16 protein-coding genes are annotated in these 25,210 nt (G+C 43.9%); 1 reads left to right on the top strand and 15 read right to left on the bottom strand.

Features of this window, described 5'->3' with window-relative positions; translation table 11 throughout:
* Positions 1-21 precede the first annotated feature (21 nt).
* The 12 genes from AC58QT_RS26295 to AC58QT_RS26240 all read right to left on the bottom strand — a co-directional run bounded on the left by AC58QT_RS26295 (position 22) and on the right by AC58QT_RS26240 (position 22,804).
* A complete protein-coding gene (locus AC58QT_RS26295) occupies positions 22-1,122 on the bottom strand; it encodes a glycoside hydrolase family 172 protein (RefSeq protein ID WP_497411597.1) in 1,101 nt (366 codons plus the stop codon).
* A gap of 26 nt (positions 1,123-1,148) precedes the next feature.
* Entirely contained in the window at positions 1,149-2,228 is a 1,080-nt protein-coding gene (locus AC58QT_RS26290; RefSeq protein WP_497411596.1) for a Gfo/Idh/MocA family protein, read from the bottom strand.
* 24 nt (positions 2,229-2,252) lie between these two features.
* Positions 2,253-5,477 (bottom strand): glycoside hydrolase family 99-like domain-containing protein, encoded by a 3,225-nt coding sequence (locus AC58QT_RS26285; protein WP_497411595.1) that lies wholly within the window; start codon positions 5,475-5,477, stop codon positions 2,253-2,255.
* Between the two features lie 89 nt (positions 5,478-5,566).
* On the bottom strand, positions 5,567-8,833 hold the full coding sequence (locus AC58QT_RS26280) for a glycoside hydrolase family 99-like domain-containing protein (RefSeq protein WP_497411639.1): 3,267 nt from the start codon (positions 8,831-8,833) through the stop codon (positions 5,567-5,569).
* A 97-nt stretch (positions 8,834-8,930) separates the two neighbouring features.
* Entirely contained in the window at positions 8,931-10,502 is a 1,572-nt protein-coding gene (locus tag AC58QT_RS26275) for a DUF3502 domain-containing protein (protein WP_497411594.1), read from the bottom strand.
* A 90-nt stretch (positions 10,503-10,592) separates the two neighbouring features.
* Positions 10,593-11,495, bottom strand: coding sequence for a carbohydrate ABC transporter permease (locus AC58QT_RS26270; protein ID WP_497411593.1), 903 nt, complete (start codon positions 11,493-11,495; stop codon positions 10,593-10,595).
* 12 nt (positions 11,496-11,507) lie between these two features.
* Positions 11,508-12,419: an ABC transporter permease gene (locus AC58QT_RS26265; RefSeq protein WP_497286891.1), complete on the bottom strand. Its 912-nt coding sequence runs from the start codon at positions 12,417-12,419 to the stop codon at positions 11,508-11,510.
* Positions 12,420-14,316: 1,897 nt separating this feature from the next.
* On the bottom strand, positions 14,317-16,680 hold the full coding sequence (locus AC58QT_RS26260; protein WP_497411638.1) for an AraC family transcriptional regulator: 2,364 nt from the start codon (positions 16,678-16,680) through the stop codon (positions 14,317-14,319).
* A gap of 57 nt (positions 16,681-16,737) precedes the next feature.
* The gene (locus AC58QT_RS26255) at positions 16,738-17,514 is read right to left on the bottom strand and encodes a sugar phosphate isomerase/epimerase family protein (RefSeq protein ID WP_497411592.1); all 777 of its coding nucleotides are present in this window, start codon (positions 17,512-17,514) and stop codon (positions 16,738-16,740) included.
* Between the two features lie 31 nt (positions 17,515-17,545).
* Positions 17,546-20,602 carry a hypothetical protein gene (locus AC58QT_RS26250; protein WP_497411591.1) on the bottom strand — a complete coding sequence of 1,019 codons (3,057 nt, stop codon included), beginning with the start codon at positions 20,600-20,602 and terminating at the stop codon, positions 17,546-17,548.
* A 206-nt stretch (positions 20,603-20,808) separates the two neighbouring features.
* On the bottom strand, positions 20,809-21,795 hold the full coding sequence (locus tag AC58QT_RS26245; protein WP_497411590.1) for a Gfo/Idh/MocA family protein: 987 nt from the start codon (positions 21,793-21,795) through the stop codon (positions 20,809-20,811).
* A 31-nt stretch (positions 21,796-21,826) separates the two neighbouring features.
* Positions 21,827-22,804 carry a Gfo/Idh/MocA family protein gene (locus tag AC58QT_RS26240; protein ID WP_497411589.1) on the bottom strand — a complete coding sequence of 326 codons (978 nt, stop codon included), beginning with the start codon at positions 22,802-22,804 and terminating at the stop codon, positions 21,827-21,829.
* A gap of 129 nt (positions 22,805-22,933) precedes the next feature.
* On the opposite strand from AC58QT_RS26240, the gene AC58QT_RS26235 reads away from it, so the two are divergent.
* Positions 22,934-23,803 carry an AraC family transcriptional regulator gene (locus AC58QT_RS26235; protein ID WP_497411588.1) on the top strand — a complete coding sequence of 290 codons (870 nt, stop codon included), beginning with the start codon at positions 22,934-22,936 and terminating at the stop codon, positions 23,801-23,803.
* A gap of 52 nt (positions 23,804-23,855) precedes the next feature.
* On the opposite strand, the gene AC58QT_RS26230 is transcribed toward AC58QT_RS26235, so the two are convergent.
* From AC58QT_RS26230 to AC58QT_RS26220, 3 genes are all read right to left on the bottom strand, one after another.
* On the bottom strand, positions 23,856-24,374 hold the full coding sequence (locus AC58QT_RS26230) for an NUDIX hydrolase (RefSeq protein ID WP_497411587.1): 519 nt from the start codon (positions 24,372-24,374) through the stop codon (positions 23,856-23,858).
* 86 nt (positions 24,375-24,460) lie between these two features.
* A complete protein-coding gene (locus AC58QT_RS26225; protein WP_310224465.1) occupies positions 24,461-24,667 on the bottom strand; it encodes a helix-turn-helix domain-containing protein in 207 nt (68 codons plus the stop codon).
* A gap of 10 nt (positions 24,668-24,677) precedes the next feature.
* Positions 24,678-25,160: a DUF2975 domain-containing protein gene (locus AC58QT_RS26220; RefSeq protein WP_310224463.1), complete on the bottom strand. Its 483-nt coding sequence runs from the start codon at positions 25,158-25,160 to the stop codon at positions 24,678-24,680.
* Positions 25,161-25,210: the final 50 nt, after the last annotated feature.

Raw genomic sequence — 25,210 nt, 5'->3', positions numbered from 1 at the left:
GTGAAGGAGTGTTTGTAGGTTTTATCTCGGCCACCTTTGAGGTGATGGGGGTAATACTGGAAAAGACGCGTGAGGTTCTAGTTGGTACCAATAGGCCACCGAAGAAATATCATCCGATCGTTCAAACAGCCGTTTACTATCGTGACCGATTACTTGAATCGTCACTTTGAGATCACTTTGGAATCGGATTGGATCAGGCAAATGCCAACGATATAACCCATGCATAGGTACTTTGCTCCCATATTCGCGATCTATTTTGGTAGAATCCTTGTAGTATTTGTACCCCAGAAAAGGCGTTGAATACGACTCAGGTTCAGACTCGCCCGCAAAACACCAAGCACCTCCAACGTAATCCTCGGTGCCCGTTCCACAAATGGTCGGCCAATCGGAGTCGCCATCTAAGAAGAACTTCATCTCGCCTTCCCCCCACCAATTGCGCTCTAGCGCAGCCCAAGCCAGATAGGTGCCAATATACTGCCCGGCTCCAGCCACACCATCCAGAATTGTGTAATCCTGCCCGAGCTCTGTTTGCCGCATTCTTCGCCATTGTGCATGGAAGTATGCGGCATTCGTAGGGAGTTCATCGACCAAGGTATAGTTAAACGTGTAGAAAAATCCATGAATATCTTCCGTATGCTGATTCTCAATGGTGATCTTCGCGGATTTATGGAATGGCATCGCAAAGTAGCAATTCATGCCGCCAGTTGGATTCACGGAGATTGGTAAGGAGTTAACATTCGTACGAATACCAAACCCATTACAGAAGAAATCGCCTAAAGGCACTTCCACAGATGGCGTGTCTTCCTCATCCCAATACATGCGCAGAACCATATCCCGCAGTATATAATTGCCTTCCTGTGCACGATGGTGAAGTTTATCCGTGACTGTTATCCAAAAATGCTGCAGAACGCCAGGCCCATGTATATTAGCAATGGTGACCGTCTCACCTGCCTTAATCGCGATACATGGGCGTCCTTTCCGCCCGACCCCTAAATGATTCGAAGCTTGCCCGCCTTGCCCTTTCTCTCCGTTCGGGTTTTCGGGAGAGATGGATCGACTACGAGCGGTCGTAACGAGTGGAGCAGATGAATAATCAAACCCAATGCCAGATTGCAAATTCATAGGTAACACCTCTGTTATCGTGTAGTTTATTGAAAGATTGTGCCTTTCTTCACTTCGTCGATGATGCGAACGACTTCAAGCGCCTCTTCCATCCGAATTTGAAAAGGTTGATTCAATCTATAGGAGGCATACAACTCATCCCAAATGTTGAAGGTTTGTGCCGGTTTCACTGGTATTCGCTCCTCTATCCAAACCAACTGTTCCCCAGATTCGTACGTACCCGTTTTGCCGAATGCCTCACCAGGTGTTCCCGGATTAGCTTTCAATGGAGCAAGCGGCACACTAGGATCCAAGTAGCGAAGATGAATGTCATTGTCGGTCAGTGAAAGGGCTCCTTTAGTTCCATACACCATAAAAGTAGGCGAGTTGATCGCAATCCCGCCACTTATTTCCAAATCCACGATGCGACCGTTTTCCCCCCTCAAAATAATTTTCAAGTGATCTTCCGCATCTCCCGCGGCCACGACATGCTTCAGGTCACTCCACACATCCTTCACAGGACTATCCAACAGCTGAAGCCCGTGATCAATAATGTGCGGTCCCCAATTTAATAGCTGGCCGCCGCCAAAAGCTTTAATCGTCTGCCAATCCGCACGTCGCTGATAGTTATGCCGAGTGAGCCGAATCTGATAGACGTCACCAAGAATGCCGCTTGCGATAATTTCGCACACATGTAGGAAATCCGCATCAAATCGACGATTATGACGGATGAAAATACGTCTGCCATAAGCTTCCGCAGCCTTGCTTAACTCGAGCGCTTCTTCATAGGTTTGAGCAAATGGCTTTTCAATCTGGATATCCTTGCCAGCTGCTAACGCGAGCATCCCATGAGCGTAATGGTCGCTGGAGCGAGTCGCGATATCCACTAACTCGATATCCGGATCTCGCACCATCTCTTCAATCGTCTCATAGGCGCGGATCCCGTTATCTTCCGCGGTTTGTCGGCGTAACGCAATCGGATCTGTCACTGCTGTCACGATAAACATCTCAGGCTTGTGTTTCAATTCCCCATAATGGGCGTTCCACCCAGCCCGCCCTAGCCCAGCTATACCAACTCGAATCGGCTTCATGCCTATTTGCACTGTGGATTTCTCAACTTGCTCCATCCCTTTCCCCTCCTGAGTATGGATTTAATTCACTTTCGTAACCGTGACATCATCTAGGAAATAGGAATCAGCTTGTGCTGGTAAATCGGTATAGATGAGCACAACCACATTGTTCACGGTTCCTGTCTCATTTATGGTGTAGTTCCCTATCACTTGTTTCCAACTCGATGTATCCAAGCCAGGACTCGACATCATAATAACCTGTTTCTGCACACCGTTCAGATTGTATTGGAGCCCTAGTCGTAACACTTCGCCCGCTGTTGCCCCCGTATTCAACTTCGCCCAGGCGGAGTAATTATAGGCAACGCCTTTAACGATATTGAGCGGAATCTGAAGACTGCCGTACGCGCTTGTCTTCGTAATTTGAAGCGCCTTCACTCCGGTGTGATGCTGCGCAGTTGTCAGTACTTGCGTGATGCTCGAGCCGGGATATTGCGTCGTGCTGCCCTCAAATCCAGGATCGACAACCATGTTGGACGAATCCATCGTACGGATATAATCAATGCTGAATGATCCTACAGATTGCATCATATCTACGCGGATTTGACGAATCGTTCCCTGCCAGTTTGCATTCTGATACATTGGCACGTTATACACCGTTTGGTTCCCGCTATTATGCGCGACATAGAATTTGACCAACTTATTCTCGTCCAAGGTGGTATCTGTATTCGTTGTGAAATAAATCTGACCGACAGCTTCAACGCTGCTGCTTATTCGGATTTGAAGATAAGAGGCGTGGTCGGCAGCAATCCCTAAATTAGTTGCCGATATGATGCCAGGATCCACTCCCGTTGTGGTGCCTGAGTACAAGCCACCTGAAACTGTAAGTCCACTAATTTGTCCTGTTGCACTCCAGCCTTCGCTGTTACCGTTCGTGTTAAACTCCCATTGCTTAGAATAGATGCTCGTCAGTGGTGGCGCTGGCGGGAGCGGCGGCCAGACAGAGGTGACTGTGCGGTCTGTTGGATACAGCACATTGATTCTATTCTTTTGCGCGAGCGTAGGTTGGACATCGGTATGGGCTCCAGCGGTGGTAAAAATGTTACGGAGCCCGTCTAAATAACCAAACCCGTGCAGTCCTGTTGGCATCAGGAAATGCCCTTCTCCGTACTCGTTCCAATTATCGAGCATGATCATTTTCTTCCCTATGCTGGTGGATGGAAGTGATGGAATAAACGTATCTCGTGTCCATCCAGCAAGTGATTGAAATTCACTCGTTGATGTCCAGTATCCAGGTTTCCCACTCCAAGCCATATCATCACGACCCATACTTAACGAAGGAATGACATCGATAATACCCAAATTTTTCTGGTTCACCATATTTTGTTCTTGCAGCTCTGCGTGGGACTCGATCGTACCGTACGTATACGTGTACACCCCATCGAAACCTGCTGTATCCAAATCAGTTAATTTCTGTGTATCGGTGCTGCTGCTAACCGTAATAATGGTTATGCCGCTGAATCCAGCATTCTGTACGGCCGTTCTTAAATAGTTGATTTCTGTTTGCGCGTTAGCCAAGCTTCCGAAATCACGGATGAGCCCGCTGAGCTGGTACAAAGAAATCACAGGTTTATTATCAATTTTTAGATACCTTGGATCCTTGAAATAGTACTCAATCCAATACGGAATGATATTATTTCGAAAATCCGCGCTGTCACTTGCATAGGAGCTTGCGTTCTCCCAAGTGATGATGAACTTCATTTGATTACTGTACTTGGCATTAAAATATCCATCATGCAACGCATAACCGAGATACGGTTCTTTAATCGGCAAGCCTTCGTTGCCTCGTGGCCGGAACCAGCAATAATTCTCGAAATTAATACCGTGCTCGACCATAAACTTAATTTCCCAATCGGCTGTTTCCGGATTCCCTTCATCGTAGTAGCCAAGGTACGGTTTACGATCTGGATCCGGATTTACGGTGTCCCAACCCAAATGATTTCCCTCCCTCCACATCGTGCAGGATTGCGCACCAATTTGGTAACTTGGGGACGAAACTTTCGTTGGGGCTGGAACGTAATCTGCGGGAAGCGGATAATCTTTATACAGCATGACATCATCAATCCACATCAACTTATTCGCGCCTGGCGGGGTGTAGAAGTGAACAGTATCCACACTGGCAACCGTATGGAAGAGTGCGACATTTTGTACCATAAGCTTTCCATTCAGATAAATATCCGACTTGCCAGTAGCTCGGTGATAGTTGATCTTGAACGCATACCATAAGTTAGCTTTATAATTCGTATAAAAGGAAACCTCTTGCCCGGACGCATTGACATAATTGAAATTGCCGCTCCCTGTTGTCAGTTGCAGTGATTCGGTCGTCCCACTGTCTAAGGAGAAATGCAAACCATCCGCTTTCGTAGGAATTAACGTCTTAAATTCGAAAACAAGATCATCAGTTTGAGCGGATATGAATTTATCTATCGCGGTCGCACCGTTCGTACCATCCATTTTCAGACTGTATACGTCTGGTTTGGTTGCGCTATCATTTTCGACGACCGCAATAACACCTCCATTGGATGAAGCCACCCAATCTGCTGGCATATCCCCAGGACGGAGCGAAGTGAATTTCTCGTTGACGAAATAGCCTTTGTAGATTTTAACTGGAGCAAATAAGAAATCGCCTGTAGATGTGTTAGCTGTTTGTACCCAAAATCCATTCAACTGCGTCGCCGCATTCGTGAAGTTCGCATTACTTGCCTTTAATACACCATTGATGTAGATGTCCAGTTTATCTGTATCGATGTTAGCAATGACTTTAATACCATACTCGGTATTCGCAGCATAGGATTGCAGAATTGTGGAACCTGCTGAACTTTCCAAGACGAGATTGCTGTTGCTTGTGGCAATACTCACCACTGCCGTCGTTCCGTTACGCAACTGCCATTTCAATCCGTCGATCACCATCGATGGCTTAAAGCGATACTCTAGCGTCACAGATCCGCTCGTTGTTGTCACAATTTTATGATACATAGAGACATTCTGCGTTGTGCTTGTATCCGTAATCTTCATCCAATTGTTGTAACCGTAAGTCACTGTTCCCCCGCTTCGATTGATATCCCACCCAGAAGCAAGTGGCAGGTTATCAGGACCTTTGAACAAAAAGGAGAAGTTCTCGTCGAGCAAATAGCCGACATTGACCGGCCCGCCTTCTGCTTCCGCTTTATGGGTGCCAGCCATACACAAACATAGAAAGGTCACTAATGGAAGAATCAATAAAAGACCGAGTTTTATCGGAATTCTCATATGACTTGCCTCCTCATCCATCTGATGTTGGTGCGACCGATGCGTTTTCGACTGAAGCCTCATCGGTCGTTATGAACTAAGAATCCCTATTAGGAAACCTTTCTTACTTCCACATCATCGAGATAATACGTATCCATTTGAGCAGGTGCGTCTGTGTAAATGAACAGGGCAATATCGGTCACCGTACCGACTTCATTAATCGTATAATTCCCTGTAACTTGCTTCCAACTAGTTGTATCCAAGCCGGGACTTGACATCATAATTTGCTGCTTCAGTACGCCATTCAGCTTATACTGTATGCCTAATCGCAATAACTTCCCAGATGCAGAATCCGGATTCATTTTGGCCCAAGCTGAATAATGATACGTATCACCTTTGGCAATAGGGAGGGGAATCTGGAAGCTGCCATAGTTATTCGTTTTCGTAATTTGCAGGGCTTGAGCTCCACTATGATGCTCTGTCGTCTTCAGTAATTGCTGAATGGCGTAACCGGAATAATGTGTAGTGCTGTCTTCAAAACCAGGATCGGTGACTAAATTCGGACCTAGTGTTGGCTCAGGATCTGGCTCTGGTGGGGGCGTAATTCCCTGAACAGGATCGACGGTTCGGATATAATCGATGCTGAACGAACCAAGATCATTCAGCATATCGATCCGGATTTGGCGAATCGTTCCTTGCCATCCCGTAACCTGATACATCGGTATGTTGTACACAATCTGATTCTCACCGCTATTCTCCACATAGAATCGAGTTACTTTATTCTCGCTCCAGACACCATCTGCTTCGGTTATAAAATAAATCTGTCCTGACGCTCCTAAGTTTGTGCTCATCCCAATTTGGAGATAAGCGGCATCCGCTGCGGCTATTCCCAAATGATCCGCAGAAACAATACCTGGATCCGTTCCAGTCGTTATCCCCGAATATTTCCCTTCAGACACGGACAGATCACTCACTTGCTTCGTCGCACTCCAACCCTGACTATTTCCGTCCGTATTGAATTCCCATTGACCAGAATAGAAGGTTGTAATCGGTAGAGCTGGCGGCAATGGCGGCCACACTAACGGTATGTGCCGATCTGTTGGGAATAGCACATTGATTCTATTCGTTTGTGCTAGCGTAGGCTGACTATCTGTATGATTGTCTCCTGTCGTAAAGGTACTTCGCAGCGCATCCAAATACTCGAACCCATGCAGGCCAGATGGCATCAGAAAATGCCCTTCCCCATACTCGTTCCAATTGTCTAGCATAACTACCTTCTTACCTAAACTTGTAGCAGGCAATGAAGGAATAAATGTGTTCTTCGCCCACATGGCGAGCGATTGAAACTCGGTTGGTGTCGTCCAATACCCTGGCTTATTGCTCCATGCTGTATCGTCCCGCCCCATGCTGAGCGTTGGTACAATGTCGATAATGCCTAAATTCTTCTGCTTCACCATGTTCTGTTGCTGAAGTTCAGCATGCGACTCGAGCGCGCCAAATGAATACGTATAAGCAGCATCAAAGCCAGCTGTTTGCAGTTCGGTTAATTTCTGTACGTCCGTGCTGTTACTAACCGTGATAACAATCACATCACTAAATCCAGCGGCCTGCACAGCTGATCGTAAATAATTAATTTCGGTTTGAGCGTTTGCTACGTTACCGAAATCACGCACCATGCCGCTCAACTGATAAATAGAAATGACAGGTTTATTGTCAATTTTCAAATACCGAGGATCCTTGAAATAGTACTCAATCCAATATGGCACAACATTTGTGCGGAAATCCTCGCTGTTCTTCGAATAGGAGCTCGAATTCTCCCATGTAATGATGAATTTCATTTTATCGCTGTACTTCGCATTCAAATATCCATCATGCAGGGCATAACCTAGATACGGATCTTTGATCGGCAAACCTTCGTTGCCCCGTGGTCGGAACCAGCAGTAGTTCTCGAAAGTAATACCATGTTCGACCATCCATTTAATTTCCCAATCCGCTGTTTCAGGATTTCCTTCATCATAATAGCCGAGATAAGGCTTGCGATCTGGATAAGGTGTAATGGAATCCCAACCCAAATGACTGCCTTCTCTCCACATGGAGCAGGATTGCGCACCGACTTCATACCCTACGGATTGTGGCACAACGGGTGCTGGTACATAATCGCTAGGAAGCGGTTTGTCTTCATAAAGCTTCACATCATCCAACCACATTAGCTTCCCTGTACCTGTTGGTGAGTAGAATCGAACTTGCCCGATGCCATTAACTTTGGATGTACTCGGAATTTTATCTACAAGCAGTTTACCATTCAAATAAATGTACGCTTTATCCTTGTCCGTAATCTTAACTTTGATGGCGTACCAGATATTTGCTTGATAGTCATAGAAAGGAACCAGCTTTCCTCCACGATTGACATAGTTCAACTTTCCATTCGCCGTGACAAGCTTGAGCGCGCTTTTGCCATCACCTTGTAATTCGAAGGTTAAACCATCTGCTTTGGATGGAATGAGCATCTTGAATTCAAATACCTGATCCTCGTTTTGTATAGGAATCGATTTAGAGACACTAACGCCGTTAGTTGAACCTGACCCATCTAGTTTCAAGCTGTAAATATCGGGTCGGGTCGCGCTTTTGTTTTCTGCAACTTCAATAATGCCGCCCGTATTCAGAGTCTGCCAGTCCGTTGGCACGTTCGTCATAGTAGATATGAACGTTTCATTTACGCTGTATCCTTTATATATTTCCACTGGCGTTACTATGACTTCTCCCGTAGAAACCGCACCCGTCTGCATCCAGAATCCATTGATCTGGTTGGTGGCTTGGGTAAAATCAGCTTGACTGGCCATCAACGCGCCATTAACGTAGATATCTGCTTTATCCGTAGCGATGTTAGCAACGACCTTCACACCGTATTCGGTATTAGGTGCATAGGTCTGTAAAACTTGTATGCCTGAAGGCGTTTCCAACACAAGATTATTGTTGTAAGTTGCTATACTCACAGATGGCGTGTTATCATTTCGCAGCTGCCATTTCAATCCATCCATGATGGTTGTTGGTTTGAAGCGATATTCAAGCGTAACCGTTCCTGTCGTTTGTGTGAGTATCTTATGGAAAAATGTAACGGGAAGCGCTGAACTGGTATCACTAATTTTCATATAGTTATTGTAGCTGTAAGTAACATTGCCTTCGTTACGTTGGATATCCCATCCTGAAGGTTGATAGACGTTGTTTGGAGCCGTAAATAGGAAAGAGAAATTCTCATCCAGCAAATAGCCAACATCGACTGGTCCGCCCTCTGCCTCCACTTTATTGAGGGCAACTGTCAAACCGAGTAAACAAACGAACAACGGAAGAATGAGTTGGATAACCCATTTCATAGGCATTCTCACAATTTTTACCTCCTCATAATGCGTTCATAGATACGGCCGATGTGAGCTTCATATTGAAACCCAGACCGGCCGTTGTCTTTGTCTTCCTCACCTACTTTTTGTTGATGGTTTTCCATTCATCCAACTGTTTTTGCATTTCCACCATTACTTTTTCATAACCAGCATCGACATACTTTTTCTTCGCTTGCGCAATGAAGGCATCGAAATCATTCATCGAACCTGTGATGAGAACGGGATTTACTTCTTTAGCAACTGCGCTCACCTGTGCAATTTCCGCTTTTACCGGATCTGGGTTAAACGTGAAACCAACGATTTTGGAAGCTGTTGCGTTCGTGTTGTTATCTTGCATGACCTTTAGCGCAGCTGTGGAGTTCCAGTTGGAATCCCATTGATCCCACAGTGGTCCAAGCCAGTTGTGCCAGATTGCCCACGTTTGCTCCGCACCGGATTTGGCTGTAACGGACATCTGTGGAGTTCCTGCACCAGACTTCACCGTGTAGTTTTTACCTTCGACCCCATAAGCCAATGTGTTGGACAACGTCGGATTCTTCCAAATCTCATTGAGTAGCATAATAGCACGATCTGGATGCTCGGACGTTTTACTAATAACCGCCATCGCACTCGTAATAGCGCTCGTTGTAATTAAAGTTTGACCGTATTTCGTTTCAAGTGTTGGATAGCCGAACAGTGCTGTTGATTTGGAGCCATCCGCTGTATAACCGCCTGAATCTTCTAGGACAGCATATTTACCTGATTTGGCTTCCGCTATGAAATCTGTTTTGATTGCAGCATCTTTTGCGACATAGCCTTTTTTGTAAAAATCATTCATCGTACGATAAACCCCTACATTGTCTTCCGCCTCGAGTGGATTGACCAATTTACCTGATCTCTCGTCATAGAAGACGTTACCTCCTAGATTGGAATAGTGATACAAATTCGTACCGATTGCTGCCACATTCCCTGTTACCAGAAGCGGCGTCATGTTCGGCTCATTTTTCTTGATGAGCTCTAAGTAAGGCTCAATGCTTTGTAACGTTGTAATTTTGGTTGTGTCAAATTTGTATTTCTCTGCAATATCCTTTTTAAATACCCAACTATGTGCATCTGAGTATGGTGTTTGGCCTGGGATGGCATAAATTTTCCCATCAAACGTTACTGCTGACCATGCACGTGGATCAACTTTTTTCTTAATGTCAGGTCCGTATTTATTCAAAAGATCATCTAGTGGCAGAATTGAACCCATCTTCACATTGTTCATAAATTTATTCGATCCCGAAGTCGAGAAAGCGATATCATATTTCGTGCCCGTTGAGTTCATTAAGCTCATCTTCTGTTCCCAGCTCGCATTATCAATGAAATTAAAATGCAAGCTGGCATTTATGCTTTCTTTTAACATTTTATTCGCTACCGCTTCTACTGCTTCTTGATCCGTTTCGCTATTGATTGGGCTGCGCATATACCATGTAAGGTTAACAAATTCCTTCGTAGGTTCTGCTGCTTTCGCAGTTGCCTGTGCAGATGTTGCTGGCGCTGTCGTACCGTTTGGACTTGAAGTGGAAGTGGACGTAGAGCTGCTGCAAGCGCTTAACACAACAGGTATCGTTAAAACAAAAGGTAAGGTAGTTCCCAACACTTTAAATTTTCTAGCATTTCGTTGACTCATTTTTAAGTCCCTCCCGTATCTTCGTCCCTACTATTATCATGCTATATGAAACAGTTACTGCGCAAGAGCACATTCACAGTAACTGGGATACTACCCTTTCACCGAACCAACGGTCAAACCGCGGACGAAGAATCTTTGGAAAAAGGGAAATACCACAAGCATTGGTCCTGCTGCAAGCACACACATCGCCATGCGAGCACTGAGCGACGGGACTTCCATGCCAGGCTTCACGAGCCCATATTGAATGGCTTCTGCACTATTTAAGAATTCCATATTTTTCAAAACGCGGATAAGTAAATATTGAAGCTTCAACATATCCTTGCTGTCGACGTAGAGCAACGTTAGCCACCAGTCGTTCCAATATTGGAGAACGAAGAACAGGCCTACGGTTGCAAGTGCGGGTAAGGATAGTGGCAAAACGAGTTGAATGAAAATTCGCGTCTCGCCGGCTCCATCCATTTTGGCAGATTCGAAGAGTGCATTCGGTAGCGCTTGCAAAAAACCTTTCATGAGCAAAACAAACCATCCACTGATTAAGTACGGCACAATCAGAGCCAGAATGTTGTTCTGCAGGCCTAACCATTTGGAAATCAGAATATAGGATGGAACGAGCCCTCCCTTAAATAGCATCGTGAAAAAGATGAGAAAAGCTAGAATTCCTCGGTACGCATAGTCATGCCGTGAGATCGCAAAGGCATAGGAAGTCGTCACCCACAGACCGACAATGGTTCCAACTAAGGTGGTTATAATTGTAACGGCATACGAATTTAACAATTGCTTGGGTTCCACCAGAATCACTCGATAGGCGTCTAGATTAATTTCTTTGGGAATGATCGTGTAACCGTTCTGAACAATACCGCTCTCCGATTGAAACGAAGTTGCCACAATAACGAGAAAGGGATACAGACAAGCCACACAGACTGCGATAAAAATGGCATGAATCCATATTTGTGTGACTGTATGCGTATTTCGTAATGCCATAGGTTTGCTCATAGTTCATGCTCCTTAGAATAGCGCATTTTCCGCATTGACTCGGCGAACGATGAAGTTCGTCATTAGAACCAATACGAAGCCGACAATGGATTGGAAGAATCCCGCAGCCGATGACATGCCGATATCCCCCATATCAATCAATGATCTGTAGACGAATGTATCGATAACGTCCGTCGTCGGATAGAGTAACGTCGAGTTTAACGTCACATTGTAGAACAATCCGAAATCACTGTAGAACATGCTTCCGATATGCAAAATCGTTAACATAATGATCATCGGTTTGAGCATCGGGATTGAAATGGAGATTACCTGACGCAACCGGCTTGCGCCATCGATCTTGGCTGCTTCGAAATATTCAGCATCAATGCCCATCAGCGCTGCGTAGTAAATGACGGATCCGTAACCTAACCCCTTCCATACAGCAGCTGCCACAATGAGGACTGGCCAGTACTTGGGTTCGTTGTACCACATAATCGGTTCCTTGCCCAAGGCGGTCAGAACTTGGTTAAACACGCCATAATCCATATCGAGCAACGCTTTAAAAGCAAACCCTGCTACAACCCAGGAAATGAAGTAGGGAATAAACATAATCGTCTGATACACTTTGACAAATTTACGGTTTAGTTCAAACAGCAGCAGCGCAAAGCCAACGGCGAAAATGGTCCCTAATACGATAAATACCAAATTATAGAGGATCGTATTTCTTAATACACGAAATAGTACGTTTCCATTAAACAAGAAATCAAAGTTTCGAAATCCCACCCAAGGGCTATTCCAAATCCCTAGATCGAACTGATACTGCTTAAATGGCAACAGTAATCCATACAATGGCACATAATCCAAAATAATAATGAGTATGAGCCCCGGCAAAGCCAGTAAGGTAAGTCCGCTATTTTTCCTGAAAATCTTCAATGCTCTTTCCATTCGTTCTCACCTCCTACTTGGTTGCCATATCGAGCTTCACAACCAAATCGTAGTTAAAAACGAGGGTATTGTATATTGCAACATAGGAATAACTCTTCAAAATCGTGCAGAAAGAGCTGGAAATACGGACTGTAATTGAGGTAGAAGTCTTGTTTTTGGAACATCCCCCCTTCCACTGTCCTGAGTTCATCACTTATGAGACGAAACGCTAATATGAGCGGTCGATAATAGCCGTCTCAGTAGCGCTTCATCTACTTATTCACTCTGAGACGCAGAAAACTGCACGCTCAGCGAATCAAACTAGTCAAAGTGACGAAACGCCAACTTGAGCGGTCGATAATAGCCGTCTCAGTAGCACATCATCCACTTATCCACTCCGAGACGCTGAAAACTGCACGCTCAGCGAATCAAACTAGTCAAACAGAAGAAACGCCAACGTGAGTGGTCGAAAATTGCAGTCTCAGTAGCGCATCTTCCACTTATTCACTCTGAGACGCCGAAAAATGCACGCTCAGCTAATCTAACTAGTCAAAGTGACGAAACGCTAACGTGAGCGGTCGAAAACAGCACTCTCAGAAGCGCATCATCCCCAGATTCACTCCGAGACGCCGAAAAATGCACGCTCAGCTAATCTAACTAGTTAAAAAGACGAAACACCAACTTGAGCGGTCGATAATAGCCGTCTCAGCAGCACATCATCCACTTATCCACTCCGAGACGCTGAAAAATGCACGCTCAGCTAATCCAACTAGTCAAAGTGACGAAACGCCAACTTGAGCGGTCGATAATAGCAGTCTCGGTAGCGCATCATCCTCAACTTCACTCCTAGCCGCAAAAAAATACACGCTCAGCTAATCCAACTAGTCAAAGTGACGAAACGCCAATGTGAGCGGTCGAAAATTGTAGTCTTAGTAACGCATCCTCCTCAACTTCACTCCGAGCCGCCGAAAAATGCACGCTCGAAAGCAAATTACAATTTGTGGCTTCAAATCACATGATTATTTGCTTCCCAAATTGATAACGCATGATCATGTAATTTGTAAATACGTACACAGGACGTTCCTTTTCCTGCAGGCTGGATAAGGGATTTTATGCACATGTTTTTGAGTAAGTGACGCGACTTCCGAATACTGATATTGAGTAGTTTGCTAACGTGTAATGGTTTGATCGCCGAATCATTAGATAGAGCTGAGCGAATGATTTCTTTCTCAAAAGCATTCATCTCAATAGATGCTGCATCAACAACACCAAGAAACCGGCCCATGAATTGTTGGAGAATTTGAATACACATACGTGGGCGATCTTTAATATCGTCATAGGTGAACCGTAGTATTTTCCAACTATCAAGGATGAGGTGGTTCTGGCGGATTAACTGGTCAGCAAATTGAGAACGGCTTAACTGTACATGTGTTGTAAAGCCATCAATTTCAATGGCGAGTTTGAGGGATTGCCGTATGAATGCGAAGTCGATGAATCGTGTGCCATCGCGGAAATCCTTTATTTCATACTCAGGATGAAGAAATTCAAAATGACCAAATGCAGGAAACCAAACTTTCTCAAGAAATAGTTTCTCTGCGTGTCCAAGCCCTTCTAACAGTCGACGGTGTCATTCACCTGTGCGTAACTTAAGATGTTTTTCTACATAGGTATCAAATAAGCTGATAAACGAAGTTTTCATAAACGATGCCCCCTGGAAATAAATAAGCCGCCTCCCTAGCCAGCATGAGCTGAACTTGGAAAAGCGGCGTGTGCTTCACAACCATATGTAAGCTTTGTAATGAGTGTAAATATACCATAATTTACTAAAATAATCTACTAGCTAGTTATTCTCACTTCTGTCCTATTCAATGTAGTTGTAAAAGTGGAAATATCTCCGTGAACAACTAACAACGATCCCCTAGTCACCCTGATACAACTTAACTGTCTTCTTCTGCAGCGCGTATTCACGTGGCGTCACATGGAATCTTTTCTTAAATAGGCTGAAGAAATAGCTTTCATTCACAAAACCGACTTGTTCCACAATTTCACGAACGCTGATTTGCTGATCGACCAACAGTTCTGCCGCTTTTTCCATCCGTAATTTATTAATGTAGTCTGGAATGGAGATATCCATGGATTCACGGAATATTTTGCTTAGCTGTCGGGCGGATATTTTCATCGTTGCAGCGATCGAAGGTAAATTGAGCGAAAGATCACGATAGTGCAAGTGAATGTACTCTTTTACAGCATCGACAATGTAATAATTATGTTCATTATGCTTATCCGTACTGTCGTTCACCATGGCATCCTGCAACGCAACCTGAAGTATGTCACGTATCTCTGAGATCGTTTCCTTCTCAAGTAGACTACGACTTATAGCTGAGATCGATGATGACAAATTCGACGTTGCGGCAAACTTCGATTCCGTAAGCGCATCCTTGACAGCGTCCACAAAACGAATGACCGAAACCAGTGCATTATTATAGCTTAAAGCACCAATCTCGTTGAAAATTTGTTGCAAATGTTCCCCTGTTAATGAGGCATTACCTGCTTTCAACGCTTGCAGGAATGTCTCTTCTAAGTTGCGATCATAGCTCATTTGCTTATTTTCACTATTTCGTTTGATCATCTCGGACGTAATTATACTGGAATGCCCAAAAATAAACCTGTACATCGCTTGGTTCAACGATTGATTATACAAGTCAGCGAGTGCATTCAATGCATCAACTGTGTCACTCACCATGCAAGATAGGGTCACTTTAAAATACCGATACACATTGTCCTGAACTTCTTGCATCAAAGTATGAATGGCGTGCGAGTAAGCATGCTCCTCTTCAGATATCCGTACAATTAACACCACTTGATCATCCATCATGTCTAGCCCCTCATTAGGATAAGCCCGACCTACGATTTCAGAAGCGATGTTACTGATGGCATAACGGATGGTTTCTTGATCCTTAGCATGAATGTTTTGTTTGAAATCCTTGTATTTGTCTATTTTCATAATGATCAGAGCATACGGTCCTTCCAGTGGGAGCGAAATGCGCATTTCTGCAAAAATCGGCTTTAGTTCTTCATGGCTTAGTGTTAAACCATCACTCACGGTACGATTCAGCCAATAGTTCTTCATCACATTTTGATAACGAAATTTCTCTTGATTAAAATGTTCAAGTTTCACCATGGATTGTTTATACACAGTTCCAAGATAATTAAGTTCATCGATCGTGTCGACCTCTTCCAAATGCGAACCACGCATGCGATCTGACATAATCGTATGAACCAATTTATCGAATGGCTTATAAATTCTGCGTGAAATGCTAAATGAAAGAATTAAAGCAAGAACGACAAAAATGAGTGTTATGAGAACGATGGTTGTTTTTAACCGCTCGATGGATTGAAATACCTGATTAACAGGCTGCGTTTTGATCAGAGTTAAGCCCGTTTCTTTCTCAATCACATACGTTATGTAAAGCTTTGCCCCCTCATACTTGCTTTCGAAAAACCCGTTCTTTTGAGCACCCACATGCGATGTGGCATAATTCATATATTCATTCTTTAACCACATTTTATAGTCGATTTGCTCGTTGTTACTTTCAAGGAATTCACCAGCATCATCCAGCACATAGACCCGATCGCCCTTTTTAGGATCAATGGAGTTAATCTTTACGATATTGTTAATGAGCCATGCTGGTTTAACATTGACGACTACAACCCCGTCCGGTTTCGCGCTATTAATGGATGAACTATAAATAAAATACGAGAATACCCGCTCAGGCACTGTTTTCCCATTCACTAGATTTTGGATATTTCGAATGACGGGTTTCAACACTGGCAGCATTTGATTGGCATTATAAAAGCCATCTACAAAAGGATCTTTAAAGAATATGGAGCTTCCTACATTATAAAATTGATCTAGATTTCGATTATAAATACTGACCGAATGGATATAGGGATTCGCTGTCACTAAGGAAGTTACAATGTTATTCAATCGCGTGGCAACGTCAGCCATATTCTCTGTTTTGGCATACATAATTGAAGCGACATCACCGTTGACGAATAGAAATTTACTAAGGTTTTGAATCGATTCATCCATCACGTCCATATTGTATTCGATCTGGTACAAAATTTTCTGATTGGACGTAGACTCATTCCGAAGCAGCAACTTCTGCGTACTTATATATTCAACCAGAGAAAGAACAAGGACTAGCAGCAGCACCGCCGCGCTAATCCACAGTACCATTCTTGCAAAATACGTTTTGGTTCCAAACCATTTTCGCTTCATCAAAATGGCCTTAACCTCCTCGTGTATCCATTAGGTTGATGTCAAAATTCATCTTTGTTAAATGTCAATGCCAAGCAACTTCAATCGCTCAAAACTGATCGTCATACTATCGAATGGGTTCCGATCCCAGCAGAAATCCTGCTCCACCGCTCCCCACTCCACACCAATTTCTCGACATGCCGCTAAGATTCCAGCAAAATTCATATTCCCCTCACCGATTTCAGCAACACGCTGCTCTCGGTTATGCGTCACTAACATATCCTTCAAATGAACAACTTTCATCCGGCCATCGAATTTGCGAATCCATTCAATCGGGTCCGCACCGCCTGCTTGTGCCCAATACACATCCAACTCAAAGTGGAAAGCTTGACTATCCGAATTCTCCCTTAAGATATCCATGCCAGTTCGACCTTCAAATTTGGCAAATTCAAAATCATGATTATGATAAATAAACGTCAATCCTGCTTGTTGCAGCTTTTTCCCAATCTCAGAAGCTTCTCTGGCAAATGCCGCGTAACCTTCTCCGCTACCTTTATATTCGTTAGGCAATCCACCAATTCCTACATACTTACAATTCCAAATGTGATGTTGTTCAATGACGCTCTCGATCCGATTGACCAAGTCCGCATAGTTGATATGGGTTGCGCATATTTCCAGACCTTCACGATCGGTCATTTCCTTCAATTCTCGGTTTCCGATCGGCCCTATTCCCGAAATCTGGACGGCGTTGTACCCGATTTCCTTCACTTTTTTGAGCGTAGATGCAATATCCGTTGGTGTCTTGAGATAATCACGCAGAGTGTATAATTGTGCTGCAACTTTCAATTTCTTCACCACTTTCAATAAGTTTAGAGAATGTATGGGTTCAATCTTCGATCCAAACCATGGGTTGTTGGGTTAATCCAAAGGGGACGATCGCATACTCATCACGCCATAACTTCGCTTGGCCTTTCAACCTACAATCATACCAATCAACTTCCCCAGATCCGGGATATGTCCAACTGCTCTGGCCTGTGAAACTTTCGGGACTGACTTTGGTAAGTTCGCCCCCAACATGGTGATGAGGACCAAGCATATTTCGAAGCGAATTCGTTATCGTCAGATGTAAATGATTATCACCTTCGCGAATAGCTGCAGTCACTTCAAACCTCCAAGGACTACTGGCGATGGTGCCAAGCTTATGCCCATTCAGCTCAACTGTAAGCGTTATCACTTCTGCGCCAGGAAAAGACAGATAATATCGTTTGTTGTTCATTTTCACGGGTAACACAAAACATGTAGAGAGATTATATTCACCTGCGTAAAATGGTAATCCTTCAACAGCTAAGTCCCCTTCAACCGTTTCTCGTTCAGCTGTAATAACAAAATCAGAAAGCCAGTGACAACGAGTTTCTTGTTTAGCGGTCCCCTCAGTACACTTAGATTCAATAGCAAATTCGCCTGCGATATAGATGCTCTCGATTTCGGTACCGTATCTTGTAACTGCACTAGGGCTATCTAAAATAGGAGCAACGTAAGTGAGTTTTAATAGGATGAGATTGGTACCCACATGTAAGCTCTCCGTAATGTCTATTTTACGAAAGGATGCATCTCGATAGAAATCATTTACTTGTTCCTCAAAAGAATGACCATTTACGCTGATGATTTCGTACATGTCAGGCTGCTCTACAAGGAGAAAAGATTGTGAAGGGATGACTGCTGCCTCGCATTGATAAGCTAACAGTAGCGATCCGTTATATCCATTATTCGTCAAACGTTCATGAATCCCAATGACCGGCTCCATTTCACTATAGCTTTCACCATCGTCTAACGAATACTTGGCATAATCGAGTGTCAACAGATTGTGATCTTCACGTATTCCTTGCCAAGGCCCTGCCAACGATAGGATTGCTTTGAGTTCATCAGGGAGATGATATTCCCCCGAAATTATGGCCCCTTGCGAAGCTTCCCCGGTCGTTACGATAAAGGAATGCGCAGGCGGCAAACTCAAATGGAACTTCTTGTTCTGGTCAGGTTTGAGCGTGTAGCTATGTCCTGTTTCAGGATCCCATAATACCGCACTTTCCACGGCCTCCTTCAACGAAAAGGCAAATGCCAACTCCTTCGATTTGGATAGGTTCGTGAAGTAGACGAGACTGTCACCCTGTAGATTTCTATGTTGAGTCCAAATGGATGAGACCTCGCGTCCAAATAATTGAATCGATGGTGCGTAGGCTTGTGCAAGTGCTAACTCAAGTTCTTCTTCAAGAAGTAGAGTGGCATAGCCTCTCAACTTCTCCAGAGCAGCTGTCTGCTCCTCCCCGTCTACATACTTCGGATAGCCGCCAATGGTAAAAACTTTACCGCCATTCTTCGCAAAGGAGTCGAGCAACGCTATTGTTGATGGTCGTATTGTACACATGTATGGCAATAGAACTACCTTATAGCTCATGTGACCAACCTGCAGCTGATCCCCTTCCACCTTGGCGATGTCTTGCATGATTTGCTCATCACCTAAATCATAATCCCTATGAATGCCCATTAACTGCTCCAGAAGTGCAAGAAACTTCGTGTCTCTTTCATTAATACTCGACGTAGTAACTACATTAGAAGAGACAACGTCAGCCCCTGTTAATTCCATAACGCAGCTTTCTAAAGGGTGAAGAACCAAGAGTTCCGAGGCAAATTCACCTTGTGTTGTTAGGTAGCAGATCCGAGCCATGTAATCTTCCACTAGCTTATTATTTTTCCAATACGGTTGCTGCGGTGAAATGGTAGGCGGATAATCGCGCTTCCTACAGCCTTTCATACTATATAAAGCAAGATGTGGGCAAAAGTGATTAATCCCAAGCACAGCATGCCAGCCGGCTATCCATTTACGGTCTTCAAAGCTCATATTTTGACCGCTGATCCCAAATAATTCAGAGAGTCTTCGCGCCATACCATACTGGTTGGCAACACTTGTCAGACTTTTAGCAGCAATGAGGCCACCGTCTATTCGCAATCCCAAATGATCTATGCCAGGCTGTTGCATATGGCGATACTGGATCATCATATTACCTACATTTAAGATAATGGAGCCTAACGAATTCTCTCCGTTAAAGTGTCCTGTCCACGTCATTCCAGCCGCAGCGCAATATTGGCCAATCTGACGGCTAAAGCTGCTTTCCAGCAATGCTGACAGACTCCGGTAGTAATCTAGTCTAACTTTTTTGTACATACCACTGTTATCAAAAAGCACTTGCACATGATCCAACATGTCATAACCATGCTGGTGTTTAAAAAAATCTCTTATCCACGGCGAGTAGCTGATCTGACCTTGATGATGAAAATTGACAGCTCTTGGACTGATTTGGGGTTCATCGGTGAAAATACCTTTGGCCGTGTGACCCAAATAGCTATTATATTTCTCAGCATAAGGAGCGTATGAGCAATCGATAAATGATTTAACCATCTCCGGATTCATCAAATCCACCCAACAGGTCCCGTTGTACCACGCGTTACCAAGCGTATCCTTGCAGCTTACGTAGATATAGTTATCATCTTCTTGCAACCATTCACAGTTAGGTGGAAGTTCGGAGCCTTTTGCCAGTCTGATCAGTGATCGCGCATGGTAATCTGAGTTGCTGTTAGGCACTATCCCACCAGCAAAACCAGAGGGCCATTTCTCTTCGTCATAAAACCATGCCTCAATCCCCAACGCTTCACATTCTTCACAAGCAGCTTGGATGGCAGCCCACCAGTCGTCTCCCAAATATTCCGTCAATAGGCCAGTCCGGCTATGGAGGTAAGCTCCTCCAAATCCACCTTCAGCAAACTGCTGCAGTTGTTTTTTGATTTCGGCTGGCTCCAATAAATCATTGAGCGACCAGAACGGAATTGAACGGAAGTTGGCGGGAGGATCCTTGAACGCATCCCATTGAATGCTCGTCGAGTCTGGCATTGCTTTACCTCCTGATTCAATCCTTGTTAAGTTTAAGTTGGCTTACCGCTCTCCTGTACAGTTATTCTAGGAGCTGTATGCTGCAAAGTAAATTGCAAAATGCGTAATTCTCTTGGATTTCAGTCATGGACGTTAAAATGTCTTGTTCGTCATAGCAAAAGCCGTACACAAGATTTACCCATGTACGGCTACTGCTATTTTTTAAATTACAAAGCCACTGGCTGTCCTCGTTTAATGGATTCATATGCAAGAAGTGCGACTTCCGTTGCTCTCAAGCCATCTTCCCCCGTGACTGGCACTTGTTCATTATGGAGCAGAGCTTTAACGAAATCTCGCATCATATAGGCATCCATATCATCGCCCCAGAACGAATAAACGCCTTTACCTAAGGAGTTTCGGTATAAGTCGTTCTTCTGAGCGAAACCATCGACCGAGATAACACCTTTGGTACCGACAATCTCCATCGTCACATCGCCCCAAGTAGGAAACGATTTCGGTCGCGACCAACTTGTATCCAATACGGCAAACACACCATTCTCAAACTTCACATGAACCATGCCAGCATCTTCAACTTCGAGTTCTTCTCTGAAAAGTGTTGCCCCATAGGCATACACTTCTTTGACCTTGGATTGTAAAAACCAATTCATCAAGTCCATAACATGGACTGTGTGATCTAGCACAGCTCCACCACCAGAAAGATCTTTATTAATAAACCAACCACCCGGGTTCCCCCCGTGATTCGTCCCTTTAATTGCAACAATGTCACCAATATCTCCACGATCAATCGCTTCTTTTGCTCTCACGACGGCTGCTAAATATCGGCATGGGAATGCGGTCATGAGCTGTACACCATTTTCTTTACAAGCAGCTATCATTGCTTCCATTTCTTCCATTGTTGTACCCAGCGGCTTCTCGCAAAGGACATGCTTTTTCGCTTTCGCAGCAGCGATAACCAGTTTGGCATGATGCACGTTCTCGGAGCAAATGATAACGGCATCTATATCCTGAGCTAAAAGCTCTTGATAATTCGCATAATAGGGAATACTGTGCTGCTCCACGATAGCTGCAACACGATTTCGATCCTCTTCGGCGATACCGATGATACTAACTTCAGGCGATTGAGCCAAATGATTAAAATAGCTAAATGCATGTCCATGCGCGAAACTTATCATTCCTACTCGTAACGTTTTCATGATGTTTCTCCTCTCAAATGAATGTCGATAATTAGAGCAGCACAGATTTACCTGTACGAATGGACGTCAGCGCCGCATTTGCAATTTCCAATGCTTTTACAGCGTCATGTGCCGTTACGATAGGTTCCGTTCCATAGCGAATGCTGTTCAGGAAATGTTCCAATTCAATATAATATGGATCATTGAAATTCGGGCTTTGTGGGATTTCCACAACTTTGCCTTGGTTCTCCTCGGAGGCCACTTTGCGAATTTGCAGGGATTGTGCGTCCATACTATCCGTTCGAACCAATCCTTGCGAACCAGCGAATTCAGCTGCATAGCGGAAGGAGCCAGGAAATCCCCAGAAGGCTTCCAAATTTGCCACAGCACCACTTTCAAAGACTAACGTAACAAGCGCATAATCCATATCAGCATTACATTTGTTCATGCCATATACCGATTTGACTTCACCTAAGGTCCATCGCATGAAATCAATGTCATGAATCATTAAATCAACGATAACACCACCGCTTTTGTCCGCATCTTTGAACCAAGGTCTTGCATTACCAGGATGACTACCCACACGTCTTGCATTCACAACACCGACTTTTCCAATCTCACCAGCGTCGATCCCCTTCTTTATTTGACTATACTCAGGGAAAAAGCGCACGACATGTCCTACGAATAGTCTCACATCATTTTCTTCACAACAGCGAATCATCGCTTTTGCATCTTCCAAATCAAGGGCAACAGGTTTCTCACAGATCACATGCTTCCCTGCTTTCGCAGCTTGACACACGAGCTCTTTATGTAAATAAGAGGGTACTGCTACACTGACTACGTCAAAATCGACAGCTGCAACCATCTCTTCAAAAGATTCAAAGGCAATCGTTCCTGTTTTTTTAGCAACCTCTTCAGCAAATGATAGAACGTTATCGCAGACGCCAACTAGCTCTACGCCAGGCATTTTCATATAGCTCAGTGCATGCCATTGTCCCATTCCACCGCAGCCGATAACAGCAACTTTCATATCTCACTCGCTCCTTTATATGTTGTATACTACTTATAGTTATCATATCTTTTCGACTTCGATACCAAAATAACGGTGTTTGTCTAATTTATATCCAAATTTGCCGTTATAGACAGGGTGATCTTCTCCATGAATACATTCAAAGAACCCATTTATTACCAAAATGAACATTTATGCATGAAAGTATGGCAATTCACCAACGACAACCCGAAAACGCCGTTCGGCTCTCAATGGCACTATCATAAAGAGATCGAGTTCATTATTGTACGAGAAGGCGTCCTTAGTATCCGAACACCGAATAACGAGTACGTGCTCAAGCAAGGTGATGTCGTTCTAATTGGTTCCAATCAACTTCATTTGAGCCATAAACCGGATGATGACTTACTCGTTTATATTGTGCTGCATGTAGACCTGCAACCCTATTTCGATCCGGCTATGATGATGTATTATCGTCATTTCTCGGAGATGGTTAGACCTCTTGAAGATCTCAATTATATGTTCTCGGAAAATGAGCAAGCCAAGCAAGAAATCGGCCGAACGATCATCGAGATTCACACCGAAATGATGAACAAAATCAAAGGCTACGAAATTGCTATGAGTATGCACATCAAGCATTTGCTACTTACACTTCTACGGTTTGACCGTCACGAGTTGCTTCAATCGTTCGACTATGTCGATGCGACTGTAATGGAACCCATACTTGCTTACGTGGAAGCTCATCTTCATGAAAAAATTGAAATGGAAGAGGTTAGCCGGCTAGCCGGGATGAGTTACACCTACTTTTCAAAATTTTTCAAGAAATCGGTAGGTCTTTCATTTACAGATTACGTGAACAGACAACGCATCCAGAAGGCAGAGAAGCTGCTCATCACGAAAACTGAAATCATCACCGACATCGCCGCCTCCGTTGGCATCGAGAATATGGCGCATTTTTATGAGCTTTTCAAACGATACAACGGCTGCACGCCAAAAGAATATGTTAGAAAACTAATGAATTAGTGACTCTCCGAATGGAGAATTGAATTAATTAAATAAGCAGACTGCCGCGGGATTAAGATGTTAGCACGAGCACCGCTTTTTCCAATATGGCCTTATCTCGTAAAATCATAAATGTAGCCGAATAATCCGTACAGGTTTGGATCGATTCTTTCATTACTAGTAATGCCATCTCGAGTGTCATCCATCTCACTTCCATACCTAGCTCTATTTCGTCATCTGTAAGCATGGTATTACTAACTTTTTGTTGTGCTTCGGCAATGTAGCAGTACGAAAGTTGCATGAAATCGTTTCGGTTCTTATGCTCCTCGATATAACCTAGTTCTTGCAGGATTTCTGCTTCATAACCTGTCTCTTCTCGGATTTCACGTAGAAATGCTTCCTTCGCATCTTCACGCTCATCTACGCCTCCCCCAGGTAGCTTGTACAGGTTTGTTTTGGACATATACATCATCATAACGTTCAACTTGTTATCTACGACAACACCTCTTGAACCGTAACGGGAGATGGTTTGCATACATGCAGGATCACCACCAAGCAGATCACTATCGGTTATTCTTTTAATTAGCTGCATAAACTCACCTTTCCCTTCCTATGTAAACACAAGCAAGGAGCAGAACTGCGATGCAGCTGCTCCTTGCTTTTTACGATACATATATCCTACTCGCTCTTGTATTCCAAAATATCTCCCGGCTGACAATCTAACGCTTTACAAATCGCTTCTAACGTCGATAAACGAATCGCTTTTGCTTTTGCATTTTTTAAGATAGAAAGGTTAGCCATTGTAATGCCAACTTTCTCGGAAAGTTCGGTTACGCTCATTTTTCTTTTAGCCAACATCACATCAATATTAATTATTATCGCCATGTTTCTCACCTCAGACCGTCAAATCATTCTCTGATTTTATATCAATCGCTTCTTTTAAAAGCTTTTGGAGTACTGCAGCAAAAACAGCAATGACCATGGATGCAAAACTGATGACAAGTGCGATGAGAATTAATCCTGGGGAATCATCTCTCTCTGCTACCAGATAGAAGAGCGGCAAACCGAGTACGTACAAGCCGCTGATAATAACCGCACAGACTTTAATCTTCTTTAACACGTCGACAGATAAATCCGAGAAAGCTTTATTCTTATCAATATAACTCAAAAGCTTGAATGTTTGATAGAGTGCAAAGTAAAAAGGTATAGCCGTTGCATATAGATCACCCATCCATAAATATTTGAGATAGGTGTGATCCGGATACAACTCAACTGCGTAGTTTGCAATCTCTGGCACTACAAATATGCACAACGCCAGAATAGGAAGTCCCATCAGAATAACAGCTATCTTTAAAAAGAGTGTTGATCCTCGTTTCATATAAAGTCCCTCACTTATGTTTAAATTTAAGTTCAATTTACCACAATAAT

The organism is Paenibacillus sp. J31R109 (genome assembly GCF_059692055.1).
This window is presented reverse-complemented; position numbering and strand designations above follow the sequence as displayed.